Source organism: Sphingopyxis macrogoltabida, assembly GCF_001307295.1.
In the GTDB taxonomy this organism is placed as follows: domain Bacteria; phylum Pseudomonadota; class Alphaproteobacteria; order Sphingomonadales; family Sphingomonadaceae; genus Sphingopyxis; species Sphingopyxis macrogoltabida_B.
In genome coordinates this window covers 3,840,609-3,855,746 of the sequence record NZ_CP012700.1, presented here as the reverse complement: position 1 = coordinate 3,855,746, position 15,138 = coordinate 3,840,609, and the positions used below count along the sequence as shown (strand labels likewise).

Sequence of the window (15,138 nt, the reverse complement as noted above, 5' to 3'; positions counted from 1 at the left end):
ATCCTGTTCCGTCCCGTCAAGCGGCGTGTCGCATGGTCCCGAGCTTGGCCGCGCCGCTCGCCAGCAGCCGCTCGATTTCGTCCGAGGTCCGCCGGACAGCGAGTTTCAGCGCTTCCTCGATGTGGACATAATCCTGGGTCACATTCTGCGAAGCATGTCCGAGCATTGCGCGGATCGTGAGTTCCGAGAATCCCAAATCTCCCGCGACGCTTCCGAAGGTGTGGCGAAGCGTATGGGGCGTCACACCCTCTATACCTGCCAAAACGCACACGCGCCGGAGGCACTCGCTAACCGCCGTGAAGGGACCGTCGCCGATGGTCGAGGGAAACAGGTGCGGATTGCCCGCAATCTCTGCCTGGTCTTGCAGAACCCGCACCGCGGCCGGACCGATCGCTCGAATCTGTGCGCCGCCCTTCGTGTCGGGAAAAGCAACATAGCCGGCATCGGGATGAAGCCAGCTGCGGCGCATCGCTTGCCCTTCTTCCCGGCGATAGCCCGTCAGCAGCAAGGTGCGCAGGACGCCGAGAGCGACCGGATTCTCGCCGCTCGCCTCGGCATGAGCGATGGCCTTCCCCATCATCTCGATTTCAGCGACGCTGAGGCGCCGCGTCTTCTTTTTGCTCGCGAGCTTCTTGGCCCCGAGGGTCGGGTGTACTTCGAGCAGACCCTTGTGCTTCGCGTGACCGATGATCGCCTGAAGCGTGCCGAGGCAGCGGCCCGCCACGCCGGGCCCGCCCGTTGCCATGCCGCCTCGCCCTCCCGTTCGGGGTTTGGCCGTCTTCCCGTTCTTTACGTCGGATTGCATCTGCTCGACGTCGGCGATCCGGAGATGCTTCACGATGCGATTGCCAAGCAGGGGTACGATGTGGGTTCGAACCCGGCTCTCGTCCATATCGAGCGACGACGTTTTGATGGGAAGATTCTTGCGGCCTAGGATATTCCCGGCGCGAGCTTCCTCCAAATACCAGTCGCACATCTCCGCTACGGTCATTCCCTTGCGGACCTGCCTGACCTTGTCGGCGGGATCCTCGCCGACGATGACCTCGGCCAACTTGAGCTTTGCAAGATCGCGGGCCGTATCGACCGTCAGCACGCCGAACCGGCCGAGGTTCATCCGGCGTTTGATACCCTCGGCATTGCGATATTGAACGACGAAAGTCTTGAGCCCCGAAGGGAGCACCCTCAGGCCGAAGCCCTTCACTTCGCTATCCCAATAGATGAGCTGCTTGCTGTCTGGCACGGCAAGCGCGTCGATCGCCCGTTTGGTCAGCTTGCCCGTCGGCATCATGTCTCTCCTGCTGGAGACAAAACCAAAACCGAGCGGCTTTGTCTCCAAATTGTCTCCTGCAACCGTCAAACTGGAGACAAAATTAGGATACGAGAGGGCAGAAAGAAAATCAAGAAATATAGGAAATATAGGGTTTTAGGATAGCATTGGAAGCTCTAGGAAAGCCCGAAGGTCAAGTTGCCAAGGTTGGGGTCGAGGGTTCGAATCCCTTCGCCCGCTCCAGTTTTTCCTAATATTTTCAACGAGTCATTTGAGTGGTCGTTTTATTACGCGCCGGCGCGCGCGGGGTGTTTCTAACTCGCGTAATAGGGACGTAATATGCTCCCGGCGAGCTTTCGCCCGGTTTAGCGTAGAATTGCTGGGTACCTCGGAGCCTGTGCTTTGCGCCCTGCACTCGCCTGGCTGGATATAAGTAGATGAGCGCGAGACTATGGGTGGGAGCCCAGCAATCATCGCTAATGCTCGCCGGAGAACCCCCCTTTCGCGCCTGAAGTCAGTCGTTCTTAGCCCGGGAAACGAGGGCCCCTAAGGCGAGCGGTGCTGGGCACCGAATTGTGGTTTCCGACATGCATCCCTGCCAACCGTATCGAAGCTGACGCACGGCTAGCGCGACATCCTACGCCTTTCATCTTGGGTGGCTGCGTCGACCCGACTGCGCCGGACGGAAATATCTGCGACTAGGCGCGGTATCGCGATGCCAGTTCAGGACAGCCGTAGCATTGGGCGAAAATAGCCTGTCACAAATTCACCTGTGGTCTGTCCCGTTGCCACTGGCGATTTCGATACAGTCACGCGGCTCCGCGACTGACAGCATCGAGACCGCGAAGCAAATCGTCATCCAACGTCAAGGTCGCCGCGGCGAGGTTTTGCTGCAGATGCTCGACCGACGAGGTGCCCGGGATCAGCAATATGTTGGGCGAGCGGTGGAACAGCCATGCGAGCGCCAGCTGCATCGGCGTCGCACCGACTTCCGAAGCGAGCGACGACAAGCTGTCTGACTGGATCGGGCTGAATCCGCCGAGCGGGAAGAACGGGACATAGGCTATGCCCGCAGCGGCCAGCTCGTCGACCAGCGCATCGTCGCTGCGCTGGACGAGGTTATACTGGTTCTGGACACATACCACGGGCGCAATCGTCCGCGCCTCTGCGATCTGCGCCGAAGTGACGTTGCTGAGGCCCAGGTGCCGGATCAGTCCGCGCTGCTGCAATCGCGCCAGCACCGAGAATGTCTTTTCGACCGAGCCTTCGCCGGGCTTGCCGTGATCGGCGGTCCCAGGGATCATCACGCGCAGATTGACGATGTCGAGCACGTCCAGACCCAGATTGCGGAGATTGTCCTCGACCGCGCGCTCCAGCTGCGCGGGCGCGAACGCCGGGATCCACGACGCGTCATCGCCGCGCACGGCGCCAACCTTCGTGACGATCAGCAGGTCGTCGGGATAGGGGTGCAGCGCTTCGCGAATGATCTGGTTGGTGACGTGCGGGCCATAAAAATCGCTCGTGTCGATGTGGTTGACGCCGCTTGCAACGGCTTCGCGCAGCACCGCAATCGCGGCCTCTTTGTCCTTCGGCGGGCCGAACACGCCGGGCCCGGCAAGCTGCATCGCGCCATAGCCCATGCGGTTCACGGTGCGGTCGGCGAGCGGAAAGGTCTTTGTGGTCATCGGTGATCTCCTTCGGGGTGATCGCCATATGCGCCTTCAGCGATTGCACGATAAGCCGTGCAATACCGAATGACCTGTGCGATATTTCGTACAATGATTGGGCAACTCGACGATCTTGCGACTTTCGTTGCCGTGGTCGACGCGGGCGGCTTTCGCGACGCCGCGCGCGTCTCGGGTTCGTCGGCGTCGGGATTGAGTGAAGCGATACGCCGCCTCGAGACCCGGCTCGGCATCCGTCTGCTCCACCGCACCACGCGCAGCGTCACCCCAACCGACGCGGGCCACCAGCTTTATGAACGCCTTCGTCCGGCACTCGGAGAGGTGGGACAAGCGCTCGACGCGGTGAATAATTTTCGCGACCGTCCCGCCGGCACGCTGCGCCTCAACGTTCCCGCCAATGTCGCACGCACCGTCCTTGCGCCGATCATCGTGCCGTTCCTGAAGGAATATCCCGAGATCCGCGTCGAAATCACCGCCGAAGACAGTTTCATCGATATGGTCGGTGGCGGCTATGACGCGGGCATTCGCTATGACGAGCGGCTCGAGCAGGACATGATCGCGCTGCCGGTCGGCCCGCGGACGCAGCGCATCCTGATCGTCGGCGCCCCCGCCTATTTTGCCGAGCATGGCCGGCCGCAGCACCCGAGCGACCTGCTCCGGCACCGCTGTCTGCGCGGGCGCTTCGCCGGGGGAAGAATGGCGGTGTGGGAGTTCGAGAAGGATGGCGAGATTATCCGCGTCGATCCCGACGGCCCGCTGATCAGCCAGCCGGGCAGCGCGTCCGACCTGCTGATCCAGGCCGCGGTCGGCGGGCTTGGCCTCATGGGAATTTTCGAGGACTGGATGCGCGCCGAACTGAAGAGCGGCGCGCTGGAACCAGTGCTGGAGGATTGGTGCCCACCCTTCGCGGGGCCCTTTTTATACTATGCTGGCCGAAGCTACCTTCCCGCCCCGCTACGCGCCTTCGTCGACTTCGTGAAGCGCCCACGCCTTCCTCCGGGAAGTGCCTCTCTCCAAGTCGAGACCGCCGGGTAGCGAGAGCGGCGCGACACTCTGGCGCGGCGTTATGTCGAGATATTGATCCGGATGTCGGCCTTCTCGCCCTTAATCGCGACAGCTCGTTTGTCGTCCAGCATCGATCAGGTCGTCAGCACGATCGGTCCGCGAGAAACGCCGCTCTCGATATCCGCATGGGATTTCGCAGCCTCTGTTAAGCTATAAGTGCGCCCGATGTTCGGCGCGATCACGCCGCTAGCCACCGCATCGAACAGGGCTTGGGCGCGCTCCCGGTACTCATCGACATTGCTGATATGCGCAGCCAGCCCGGGTCGCGTCAGGTAGAGCGATCCCTTGCTGTTGAGGGTGTCGACCGAGACCGGATCGGGCGTACCTGTGGAAGCGCCGAACGAGACCATCAGCCCGCGCGGGCGAAGGCAATCGAGCGAGGTCGCGAATGTCTCGCGCCCTATCCCATCGTAGACAACATCTGCTTTCCGTCCGCCGGTCACAGCCCGGATGCCATCGGGCAAGTTGTCCCGACCCCACAGCAGCGCGGCGGTACAGCCCGCTGCCTTGGCCGCATCGATGCTCTCCGCCCGAGATACGACGCCGATAACGGTGGCGCCCAAATGCGCCGCCCAGCGGGCCAAGATCTGACCGACGGCTCCAGCCGCACCCCGAGCACCATGCTTTGCTCACCATCTGTCAAATGCAGGGGAGCACATCGCCTTGTTGAATTGTGGAAGCCGACAGCCCGTCCTTAGGCGGTATTTCTCCGCGGTCCGATATGCCCGACGGCGGCCGACGCTGGGCTTTTGGCAAATTCTGTCAGATGATGAATGTCACTGGCGGTAATATCGGTGGCGCGGCAACGACCCATGAGCGCCATGCCGCGTTCGATTTCGCTGCGAAAAAGTCCAAGCACATGTTCGACGCCCGCCTGCCCGCCCGCCGCAAGTCCGTACAGATACGGCCGTCCGACCGAGCAGCCGTCGGCGCCGAGCGCCAAGGCCTTTAGCACATGCGTTCCGCGTCGGATGCCGCCATCGACGATCAACTGCGCACGGTTCTGTACACGGTCGCGTATCGCCGGAAGATAATCGATCGGCGCACCTGTTCCATCAAGCTGCCGTCCGCCATGGTTTGACACCATAATCGCGTCGGCACCGCAGTCGACCGCGGTCTCGCAGTCGGCGGGTAACATGGCGCCTTTGACGACAAGCCGCCCCCGCCAGCGCGCGCGCAACCACTCCAGGTCGCGCCAATTGGCCGATCGATCGAACTGGCTGTTTACATAATCTATGACGCTGGTGCCGGATGCGTCCAGATTGCCGACATGCTGAACGATATTCGCAAGCTGAAACGACGGGTTACGAAGTGCGCCCAACGCCCAGCGTGGGTGCGCAGCGAAACTGAGCAGGCTGTCCAAGGTGAAGCGAGGCGGCATGACCATTCCCGAACGCAGATCGCGCTCGCGGTTGCCGGCAAGATTCGTATCGGTGGTCAGCGCAATTGCGTTATAGCCATGCGCTTCTGCGCGCTCGAGCAAGGCTTCGGTCAAGCCGCGATCTCGAAAGAGATATAATTGAAAATACCGGCTTGCGCCGCTTGTCGCAACTGTTTCCATCGAGGTCGTCGCCATCGTCGAGAGCCCATATGGGACGCCTGCCGAGGCCGCTGCGCGGGCAACAGACATCTCGCCCGACGCGTGAAATAGCTGGGACATTCCTGTCGGCGAAAGCATGAGGGGCAGCATCGCCGGCATCCCGAGCAACTCGGTTGTCGTGTCGGTGGCCGTTACGTCCACCAGCGTACTCTGCGCCAGGGCCCAGTTGTTGAAGGCGCCGGTATTTCGGGCCATCGTGATCTCATCGTCAGCGCCGCCGTCGAGATAGTGCCAAATAGGCCCCGGAAGTGCTCGTTTGGCAAGCCGGCGCATATCTTCGACATTGTATGCACGTTCGAGGCGCCGCAGGCCGGTCATTCGTTCGCACCGACCATGAACGCTCCGCACCGCTGATTTGGCTTTCCTGCCATTCCCCCCCCCCGAGTTACAAACGCGCTACCATGAGATTTGGAATAATTTCCATAAGTGAAAGTCGGAAAGTGCGCAATGGACTAACCCTACGCGCATGGAATTTTCGGGCATTAGCGTGCCGGCTTGATTTGTCAGGCAGGACCGAATCTTCGTGACAGAAAGTTGGAAAGCTTCCGGTTTTAGCTCGCCTTTCGCATCGGCAATGCATCAGGACTGGATCCCACATCGTCTGTGTTCGCGCCGACCACATGCAGCGAATTATAGTCGCGGCCGGCAGAGGCGGCAGCCTCGGCGCGCGGGCACAGGATCGCGAGAATGCGGCATCGTCCTTTTCCGATCCTGATGTGCGCATGCTTCATTTCGGCGTCGAAATAGATGGACGCACCGGCCGCCAGACGGACGGGCGCGTAGATTTCGGTGTGGAACTCAACCTCGCCTTCCAGGACATAATTGAACTCCTCCCCGCTATGGCTTGTGAACGGTCCATAATTGGCAATATCGTCTAGCAGAATCTCCGCGATGATCGGTTGAAATCGCTTGTTGAGGAGGTCGGCGGCAAGAAACCACTCAAGATATCCGCCTGCATCGATCAGAGTCCCTTCGTCGGGAAGGGTCACGCTGCGGCGCATGCCAAATGAGAGCGGAGAGGGCGGAGCGACAGCCATTCCTTCGCTGCCGAGAAACTCCGCGAGATCGGCGTCGAGGGCACGGCAAATGCTGTCCAACCGCTCGAAGCTAGTCGAAAGCTTGCCATTCTCGATCTTGGACATGGTAGATAAGGCGACCCCGATCTGTTCGGCCAGCTGGGCGAGCGACAGGCCGGCCGCCACCCGCTTCTCGCGAACGGCTGCGCCCACCTTAAGTCGGCTGCTTGCCAAGGCACTTTTCTGTCCGGTCTTTTCGCGCATTGCATGACCTTATGCTGTTTCATTCGTTCGGCCGAAATGCCGGTCAGGTTCATCTTAACGGCGGCAGGCTTCGTTGTCATGGGATTGCCTGCAGGAGCGGACCGCCAGGCGCTCCTGCAGCAAGGACTCAGAATTTACCCGAGAGGCTGACCCCGAAGGTTCGCGGCTGAACGACCGTCACGCGTGCCGGCCCCCCGAGCGCCGCCGTTGCCATGTAGGCAGAGACGTCGCCGCGGACGTCAAACAGATTGCGGACGAAAAATTGGACTTTGGCCGGCCCCACAGTCGCGCCGGCGCGCAAGTCGATCGTGACATAGTCGCCGAGGTCATATTGCGGAAGGTTCGGGTTCGCATCGAACCCCGCGTTTCGATCGGAGACGAATCGCAGTGTCGCGCCGATCGTGGGGCTGAGCCCTTCACCGCTGCCGAGATAGTCCGCGTTGATCGCCGCGGTGAACTTGGGAACAGTCGGCAAGCGATCGCCCTTTTGCCCGCCGAGGTCCGGTGAGTCGGCTGCCAGGCGTGCGTCCTGATAGGCAAATGCCCCGGTAATATTCACGCTTCGCACCGGGCGCGCGGTCAGCGTCAGTTCGGCGCCGTCAATCTTCGCACCGCCGGTGTTAATGTAGCTGTTCAGACCGTTACGAATGCCGGAGATCAGCATGTCGTCCCAGTCGATGTGGTATCCGGCGGCATCGATGCTGAACGTCCGGTCTGCCGTTTCGCCCCGGATACCGGCCTCGTAGCTGGTGAGGCTGTCCGACCGGAACGTCGGCGGACCCAGTGGCGCCCCCGTGATAGGATCGAACGTCACGATGTTGGGTCCGCCGGGACGATAGCCGGTCGCAAAGCGGACATAGGCGGTTGCATGCGGGCTGAAACGGTAACGCGCGTTGGCGAGATAGGTTGTGACCCCCTCGTGCGAGCGAAGCGTCGGCACCGAGGGCGCGAGGATGCCGGTAGCGTTTTGAGTGTAGGTCTGGCGGTTATAAGCGTATCTCAGACCACCTGTGACATCGAACTTCTCGGAAAGATGGACGGTGACGTTTCCGAAGGCCGCGACTTCCTTGTAGGTGCTGGGCAGATTGGCTGTGAGCAAGTCGACGGGGAACAAGGATCCGTCCGCGTTATAGCCTACGAGGCTGCTGGGCGCGAGGCTCTTTTCATCGGTATAGAAGCCCCCGACTATCCATTCGATGGTGCCGCTTTGCGACGAAGAAAGCCGGACTTCCTGCGTGAATTTGTCGGTCGAGACGCCGCCGTCGACGGCTGTCGAAGCAACCGGCAAGCCGAACGCGCCAAGCAAAGGTACATAGAGCGCCGATGCGTCGATCCGAAAGCGCACATCATTGGTCTGATAGCTGGTGATCGAGGTGAGCGTTGCTGGCCCGAAATCATAGTTGAGCGTGCCGCTCACGACGCGGAAACGTTGATCAAACGGCTCGCGAAGAATTCGCTGCTGCTCCAGATCCCCGGTAATCAATTGGCCATCGGGGGTGTAATCGACCTGGGCATTTCCCTCCCGGTGGATGTCTTGCGCAAATCCGCTCAGGCGAATCGAAAGCCGATCGGTCGGCTGCAGCAGGACGTCGAGCCGGCCGCCATAAATGTTCGCGCGCCCGACATTCTTTTCGCCGCGCCCGACATCGTCGATGAACCCGCCATCGCGCGAATAATAGCCGCCTGCACGCACAGCAATCTTGTCGGTGACGAGTGGAGCGCTGACCGCTGCTGCCACATTGTAGCTGGGGTCACCCTTTTCGGTGATGGAAAGACCCGCCTGAACGCTGCTTTCGAATTCGCTCAGATTGGGGCCGCGCGTCACATATTTCAGCAGTCCGCCCATCGAACTCGAACCGTAAAGCGTCCCTTGCGGGCCGCGGAGCACCTCGATCCGTTCGAGGTCGAACAGGCCGGCGTCAAGCGCCACACCGGCATTGATCGAGAAGACCGTGCTACCTCCATAAGGTACGTCATCGACGTAAACGCCGACGGTAGATGCGACGTCGGCGCCCGAGGTCACGCCGCGAAGCGTGATCTGGTTGCGGCCCGCGCCACCGTTCGAACTGACTGTCATGGCCGGGATCGTATCTGCGTAATCGCGCAATTGGGTCGCATTGAGCCTCGCAAGATCATCCGAGGTCACCGCCGTAATCGATTGAGGCACATCGATGAGGCGCTCGACGCGGCGTGTCGCCGTCACGACGATTTCGGTCGATTCCGCATTTTCGCCTGCGGGCTGTTCAGCCGACTGCGCCCAGACCGGCAACGGCGCGGCTAGAAGCGACGCGGCGGTACTCGCAAGCAAGGCAACTCGAATGTTCATAAAACCTCCCCAACTTTGCCTGATCCCGGATGGCCGATGCGCTCGACCAGCCCGGGCCGATTTCCAAATGTCTACGCTGACTTTCCAAATCGTCAAGCAAGGAAAAATATTTTCCTATCTTTATCGAAGGGGAATCTCGCAGCGGGGGATAATCGATTAATAGCGGCCAAAATAGAGATTGACGGCCTAGTTTCTAAATTTCATTATTGGAAATGTGCAGGGCGTTTGAGCTGTCTAGGGAGCATGTGATGTCGTCGTCTTTTCGTTTCGAGCATGCGACCGTGGGCGAGGTGGGGTTGTCGAGGTCGATGCTCGCCGAATTCGACAGTTACCTGGATGGATCGGTCGCCCGCGCCGAGGCCCCGGGCTATGTGTTCATGCTTCTTCGCGGCGATCAGCTCATCCATAGCCATGTCACGGGGTTTGCGGACTGGGAAAGTCGCGCGCCGCTCCAGCCCGACTCGATTTTCACCCTTTACTCGATGAGCAAGCCCTTCGCTGCGGTCGCGATGATGCTGTTGCACGAAGATGGCAGGTGGCAGCTCGACGATCCCGTCTCGAAGTTTCTGCCGGAGTTTGAAGACATCGCGGCGCTTCCGGGGAGCAAGGCCACGCGTGGGCCGACGATCCGCGAGACGTTCACGCACACAGCGGGTTTCATCCTCGGCGCGACGCCCGAGGAGCGGATGGCGACGATAGAATCGATCTCATGGCACAAGGCGCGCTCCTTGACCGAATTGATCGGCCGCTACGCAAAGATGCCGCTCGGCTATGAACCAGGATCGGCTTATGAATATGGCGTAGCGACCGACCTGCAGGCGGAAATCGTAGAGCGGCTGACCGGCGAGCGCTTCGACCTGTTTCTGAAGCGGCGCGTTTTCGATCCGCTGGGCATGGTCGATACGGGCTTCCAACTGAGTTATGAGCAGAGCCGGCGGCTCGCACGCGGTCACCGGCTCGACCTGGAGACCGGTCGGCTTCGCGCCGCCACGCCGGACGAGCAGATCGAATCGATTTTCCCGATGGGCGGTACATCGTTCAAGTCGACGGCGCATGATTTTGCGCTGTTCTGCCGGATGTTGTTGAACCGCGGGAAGCTCGGGAATGTCCAGATACTGACTGCGGAAAGCGTCGATCTGATGCTTGCCAATCATCTCAGCGACAAATTCATGGAGGCTGTTTACCCGATCCTTCATTATCGCATCGGCCAAGGGAACGGCCACGCGATGAACGGGATGGTCTGCGTCGATCCGGCGCGCGCCGGCCGGCCCGTGGGCAAGGGGACATATGAGTGGGGTGGGGCGTTCGGCGCCTGGTTCTGGATCGACCCCGAACATGACATTGCCTGCATCGGGATGACCAATCGCGGCCGGCTCGGCGAAGAGCGCCCGCCAGAGGTCGTCGCCCAAGACATTATCTACCGGGCGCTTGGAGCTGATGGCGTTCACGGGATGTGACCCGAACTGCGCTCGCGGCTCGGCCGCTTACCCCGGGATAGATCAGGAGATCTCGATGCAACAGGCGGACGGAACGATGCAGTCGAGTGGCGCCGGCCCGGTCGTCCCCGCGGCCGGACCGTGGGAACGTTACACTCCGCGCGAGCGCAACCTGCTGCTGCTCGTTCTCTTTCTGGTCGGCACGTCCAATTTCGTCGATCGCAACATCATCGGCGTGCTTCTCGAGCCCATAAATGCCGAATTCGGCGTATCGGACACGATGCTGGGGTTGCTGTCGGGACTTTCGTTCGCTGTCTTCTATGCGACATTGGGTTTGCCAGTTGCCCGCTGGGCGGATCGTGGCGATCGCCGCTTCATCATCACGCTGTCGCTCACTGTGTGGAGCCTGATGACCACGCTATGCGGGTTGACGCAAAGTTTCTGGCAGCTTGCCCTCGCACGCATCGGAGTGGGCGCCGGGGAGGCGGGAGCTATACCTCCAGCGCAAAGTCTGATTGCCGACTATTTCCCACCTGATCGCCGCGCGCGGGCGATCGGCATCTTCATGCTGTCTTCGATGGCGGGATATATTCTTGGCATGGCGGGCGGCGGCTGGATCGCGCAAACCTACGGGTGGCGAGCAGCCTTTTTGGCCGTCGGTCTGCCCGGCCTGGCGCTCGCGGTATTGGCGCGATGGGTCCTCAAGGAACCGAGGAATTTGCCGCAGTTCCGCGTCGACCCGACGGCGCAGGAGAGCATTGGCGAAACCGGCCGGGCTCTTTTCGCCAAACCGGCTTACCGCAACATCGTCTGGGCAATGATCATCTATTATCTCATGGCTTATGGCGCGCTGATCTTTACGGTTCCCTTCGTGATCCGTGTCCACGGTCTCACAGTCGTTGAGGCGGGCGCCATCGTCGGGGGTGTCTCGGCCGTGGGAGCCGTGCTCGGCAGCGTCTTCGGCGGCAGCTTGGCCGACCGTCTCGCCAGGCAGGATCTAGCCGGATTTGCGTGGCTACCGGGCTGGGGCTTGATCGTTGCGCTACCGCTCTACGAGGCAGCCCTTCTCGCACCAAGTGTGACCGCAATGGCTGCGATCCTTTTGGTCGCGAGCACATTGCTGGCCGGAGTCGTGCCGCCGATCTTCGCGGCACTGCTCAGCGTGTGCGGCTCGTCGCGCCGTGCGATGGCGGTAGCGATCGTCTTTTTCTTCGCCAATCTGATCGGATTGGGTGCGGGGCCAGTCATCGCGGGGATGCTGAGTGATTATTTTGCGGTTGCTTACGGACCTGCCGAAGGACTGCGATACGCGATGATGATCATGATGTGCGCGTTTCTCCCGAGCGGCTTTTTCATGCTGCGAGCCGCGCGAACGATGCGTTCGGACTCCGAAGATTGATCAAAATGAAAGGGGAATCATGAAAACTCTTTTCCGCAATGCGCTGATCTTTGACGGGGTGTCGCGCGACCTTCGCGAAGGTGATGTTCTGATCGAAGAGGGCGTCATCGTCGAAGTAAGCGAGCAGGCAATCAAGACTGATGCGGAGCGCGTCGTCGAGGCGGGTGGCCGGACCCTGATGCCCGGGCTAATCGATCTTCATGTCCACATCTGGGCCGCGGACATGAATGTCGCGAGGCTGTCGCAGATGCCGACCGAATATTACTCGCTCTATGCAGCGCAATTTCTTCAGTCGACGCTGGATCGCGGGTTTACCACCTTGCGCGATGCTGGCGGGACCGATGCGGGATTCGCGATGGCGATCGAAAAGGGCTTCATCAAAAGCCCGCGCTTCTATCATAGCGGGCGTTACATCTCGCAGACCGGCGGTCACGGCGATTTTCGCGAGGGTCACGAGCAGCATTTCTCCGACTGCATGTGCTGCCCGCCGCGCCACGAGCGCTTTACCGCCATAGCTGATGGCGCGGACGCGGTGCGCAAGGCGGTTCGCGAGGAATTCCGGCGCGGGGCGCGAGCGATCAAGATCATGGCATCCGGCGGCGTTGCGAGCCCGACCGATCCGCTGGACAAGCTGCAGTTCACCGATGCCGAGATCCAGGCTGCGGTGGAAGAAGCGGCAATGCGCGGCTCCTATATCTTCGCGCACTGCCATCCCGACATCGCGATCCGCCGCTGCTCGGAACTCGGCGTGCGGTGCATCGAACATGTATCGATGGTCTCGCCGGAAACCGCAGCCATCATGGCGAAGAACGGAACCTATGGCGTGCCGACGCTCGCGGTCGTTCAAGCCTTTTACGAAGACGGCGCGAAGTTCGGACTGCCCGCGACAAGCATCAGCAAGATGCAGAACCTTCTGGAAGCCATGACGGAAGGCCTGGTGCATATGAAGAACGCCGGCGTCAAGATCGGGTTCGGAACCGATCTGCTGGCTGAGCACAATAATCGCCAGGGAATTGAGTTCGGTCTGCGCGCCGAGGTCCTGGACCCCTATGATATTCTCATTTCCGCCACGTCGGTGGCCGCCGAGATTATTATGGAGGAAGGGCGATTGGGGGTCATCGCGCCGGGCGCCTATGCCGATATCCTGTTGGTCGACGGAAATCCGATGAACGACATTACGATTCTGGGGCAGGGCGGGCAAAATTTTCCTGTCATCATGAAGGCGGGCGAGTTCCACAAGATGGCGCTGTAAAGTGACCGTGTCGGTCAATCGCGAAGGAGTGCCCGTGGGTGAAGCGCTCGCAAGTCAGACCGGATCGGAGAGCATCCACCATTATTCGACGTCCCTGCTCAGTCACGCGCCTGCAAGCTCGGCGAATAATTTCTGATGGACGAGCGCGAGTCGATGCGAACGGCGTTTGGCGAGCGGTTCGACATTCGGGGCCGACGACGCAGTCTTGAAACGCGGTGTTCTGCCGCTGCCGCTGAATGCGAAGAATGTTGATCCTGCCACCGGCGAGGTGCCAGCCAAAACCAGATCCTTTTCGAAGAGCTGACGTGTGTAAAGCAATGCAGAAAAGCATCTTTCCTAATATCCATATCCGAAAGGAGCGATTCGGACAAAACCGGCTGTCAGAGATTTCTGCTACGTTTTTGGCTTATTTTTCGATATTCAGCTTGACGAAGAATGATTTTCCATCTTTCTTCCTTGGAAAATATTCGTTCAATCGCGCGTGGTAAGGAGAGACATATGCCTCATTTCAAATTTGCCCCCGCGCTTGCGAATGAAGCCGGGTTTTCACCCGATGTGTTGGCCGAGCTGGACAGCTACTTCGATGTCATGGTCGCGAATGGCGAGATACCGGGACAGGTCATGCTGCTTGCGCGCGGCGACAAGCTTGTACGGGGGCATGTAACCGGCTTTGCGGATTGGGAAACCAAGCGGCCGTTGTCACCCGATGCGGTCTTTCCGCTTTATTCGATGAGTAAACCCCTCACGGCCGTTGCCATGTTGTTACTCTACGAAGAGGGAAAATGGGATCTCGACGATCCGCTCGCCCAATATCTTCCGGAGTTCGACGGCATAGAAAAATTGGGGGAGAGCGGTGCTACGCGAGGTCCCACGCTCCGTGAAACCTTCACACACACGGCGGGCTTCAGCATCGGAAAAACGCCCGAGCAAATGGCGGCGAACGCGGCAAAGCTCGATTTCGCAAGCCGGCGGTCGCTCAGCGATCTGGTCGAAAAGATCGCGACGATGCCGCTGGGCTATGAACCAGGCTCGGCGTGGGAATATAGCGTTGCAACCGATCTGCAGGCCGAGATTGTCGAACGCCTGTCTGGAGAGCGTGTCGATCTGTTCCTGAAGCGGCGCGTCTTCGATCCGCTGGGCATGAATGATACGAGTTTCATACTCGACGACAAACAATCGCAGAGACTGGTGCTGGGTCATGTCTTTGACGCCGAAGCGGGGAGGCTGAGGCAAGCGGCGCAGGCAGAACGCTTCGAGTCCATTTTTCCGATGGGCGGAACATCGTACAAGACCACTGCGCTCGATTTCGCTCGCTTCGCGCGGATGCTGCTCAACCGCGGCTCGCTCGGCGACGTGCAGGTGCTAAAGCCCGAGAGCGTCGATCTGATGCTGCAGAACCACCTCTCCGAGGCATTTTGCGAGAACCGGTATCCGGTGCTGCATTATACCATCGGTCAAGGTAACGGGCATGGGCTCAACGGGATGGTTTGTGTCGATCCCGAGCGCGCCGGCCGGCCGGTTGGCCGCGGGACGTATGAGTGGGGCGGGGCCTTCGGAACATGGTTCTGGATCGACCCCGAAAACGACATTTTGTGCGTCGGCATGGGAAATTGCGCACGCAGCCCGACCAATTTGCGGCCACCCGAAATCGTGGCGCAGGAACTGGTTTATCGCGCAGTTCTGACGAACTGATCGGCACCGGCAGTGGCGGGATCGTCCAAGCCGCCAAAAAGTCGGATGTCCCGTGACACTCCGCGCTCGGTTACGACGCGTGCTGCGGTCACGCGCAACGGGCGAAAGCCGTTTGGCAAGTCCCGAATACAAGGTG

General features: G+C 60.5%; 11 protein-coding genes. 5 read left to right on the top strand and 6 right to left on the bottom strand.

Going from position 1 to position 15,138, the window contains the following annotated elements:
* Positions 1–16: 16 nt before the first annotated feature.
* Both AN936_RS17965 and AN936_RS17960 read right to left on the bottom strand, forming a co-directional pair.
* Complete coding sequence (locus AN936_RS17965; protein WP_054590405.1) at positions 17–1,285, bottom strand: tyrosine-type recombinase/integrase; 1,269 nt, start codon at positions 1,283–1,285, stop codon at positions 17–19.
* A gap of 791 nt (positions 1,286–2,076) precedes the next feature.
* Positions 2,077–2,952 carry an aldo/keto reductase family oxidoreductase gene (locus AN936_RS17960; RefSeq protein ID WP_054589299.1) on the bottom strand — a complete coding sequence of 292 codons (876 nt, stop codon included), beginning with the start codon at positions 2,950–2,952 and terminating at the stop codon, positions 2,077–2,079.
* Positions 2,953–3,045: 93 nt separating this feature from the next.
* Here AN936_RS17960 and AN936_RS17955 point away from each other — a divergent pair, with 93 nt between their 5' ends.
* Entirely contained in the window at positions 3,046–3,987 is a 942-nt protein-coding gene (locus tag AN936_RS17955; protein ID WP_054589298.1) for a LysR family transcriptional regulator, read from the top strand.
* Positions 3,988–4,091: 104 nt separating this feature from the next.
* Here the strand turns inward: AN936_RS17955 and AN936_RS17950 are convergent, their stop codons facing one another.
* From AN936_RS17950 to AN936_RS17935, 4 genes are all read right to left on the bottom strand, one after another.
* Positions 4,092–4,604, bottom strand: coding sequence for a zinc-binding dehydrogenase (locus AN936_RS17950; protein ID WP_084758508.1), 513 nt, complete (start codon positions 4,602–4,604; stop codon positions 4,092–4,094).
* A gap of 107 nt (positions 4,605–4,711) precedes the next feature.
* Entirely contained in the window at positions 4,712–5,935 is a 1,224-nt protein-coding gene (locus AN936_RS17945; protein WP_084758507.1) for an alpha-hydroxy acid oxidase, read from the bottom strand.
* A 233-nt stretch (positions 5,936–6,168) separates the two neighbouring features.
* Positions 6,169–6,897: a helix-turn-helix domain-containing protein gene (locus tag AN936_RS17940; RefSeq protein ID WP_054589296.1), complete on the bottom strand. Its 729-nt coding sequence runs from the start codon at positions 6,895–6,897 to the stop codon at positions 6,169–6,171.
* A gap of 127 nt (positions 6,898–7,024) precedes the next feature.
* Positions 7,025–9,166 carry a TonB-dependent receptor gene (locus AN936_RS17935; RefSeq protein ID WP_158500114.1) on the bottom strand — a complete coding sequence of 714 codons (2,142 nt, stop codon included), beginning with the start codon at positions 9,164–9,166 and terminating at the stop codon, positions 7,025–7,027.
* A gap of 305 nt (positions 9,167–9,471) precedes the next feature.
* Here AN936_RS17935 and AN936_RS17930 point away from each other — a divergent pair, with 305 nt between their 5' ends.
* The 4 genes from AN936_RS17930 to AN936_RS17910 all read left to right on the top strand — a co-directional run bounded on the left by AN936_RS17930 (position 9,472) and on the right by AN936_RS17910 (position 15,002).
* Positions 9,472–10,680 (top strand): serine hydrolase domain-containing protein, encoded by a 1,209-nt coding sequence (locus AN936_RS17930; protein WP_054589294.1) that lies wholly within the window; start codon positions 9,472–9,474, stop codon positions 10,678–10,680.
* Between the two features lie 55 nt (positions 10,681–10,735).
* Positions 10,736–12,058, top strand: coding sequence for a spinster family MFS transporter (locus AN936_RS17925; RefSeq protein ID WP_054589293.1), 1,323 nt, complete (start codon positions 10,736–10,738; stop codon positions 12,056–12,058).
* Positions 12,059–12,077: 19 nt separating this feature from the next.
* Positions 12,078–13,310, top strand: a complete 1,233-nt coding sequence (locus AN936_RS17920; protein WP_054589292.1) for a metal-dependent hydrolase family protein — start codon at positions 12,078–12,080, stop codon at positions 13,308–13,310.
* Between the two features lie 435 nt (positions 13,311–13,745).
* Positions 13,746–15,002 (top strand): serine hydrolase domain-containing protein, encoded by a 1,257-nt coding sequence (locus AN936_RS17910; protein WP_084758500.1) that lies wholly within the window; start codon positions 13,746–13,748, stop codon positions 15,000–15,002.
* Positions 15,003–15,138: the final 136 nt, after the last annotated feature.

Bases quoted from the DNA above. Each gene is read 5' to 3' on its own strand.
- AN936_RS17965 (WP_054590405.1), bottom strand. From the start codon at position 1,285: ATGCCGACGGGCAAGCTGACCAAACGGGCGATCGACGCGCTTGCCGTG.
- AN936_RS17960 (WP_054589299.1), bottom strand. From the start codon at position 2,952: ATGACCACAAAGACCTTTCCGCTCGCCGACCGCACCGTGAACCGCATG.
- AN936_RS17955 (WP_054589298.1), top strand. From the start codon at position 3,046: ATGATTGGGCAACTCGACGATCTTGCGACTTTCGTTGCCGTGGTCGAC.
- AN936_RS17945 (WP_084758507.1), bottom strand. From the start codon at position 5,935: ATGACCGGCCTGCGGCGCCTCGAACGTGCATACAATGTCGAAGATATG.
- AN936_RS17940 (WP_054589296.1), bottom strand. From the start codon at position 6,897: ATGCGCGAAAAGACCGGACAGAAAAGTGCCTTGGCAAGCAGCCGACTT.
- AN936_RS17930 (WP_054589294.1), top strand. From the start codon at position 9,472: ATGTCGTCGTCTTTTCGTTTCGAGCATGCGACCGTGGGCGAGGTGGGG.
- AN936_RS17925 (WP_054589293.1), top strand. From the start codon at position 10,736: ATGCAACAGGCGGACGGAACGATGCAGTCGAGTGGCGCCGGCCCGGTC.
- AN936_RS17920 (WP_054589292.1), top strand. From the start codon at position 12,078: ATGAAAACTCTTTTCCGCAATGCGCTGATCTTTGACGGGGTGTCGCGC.
- AN936_RS17910 (WP_084758500.1), top strand. From the start codon at position 13,746: ATGATTTTCCATCTTTCTTCCTTGGAAAATATTCGTTCAATCGCGCGT.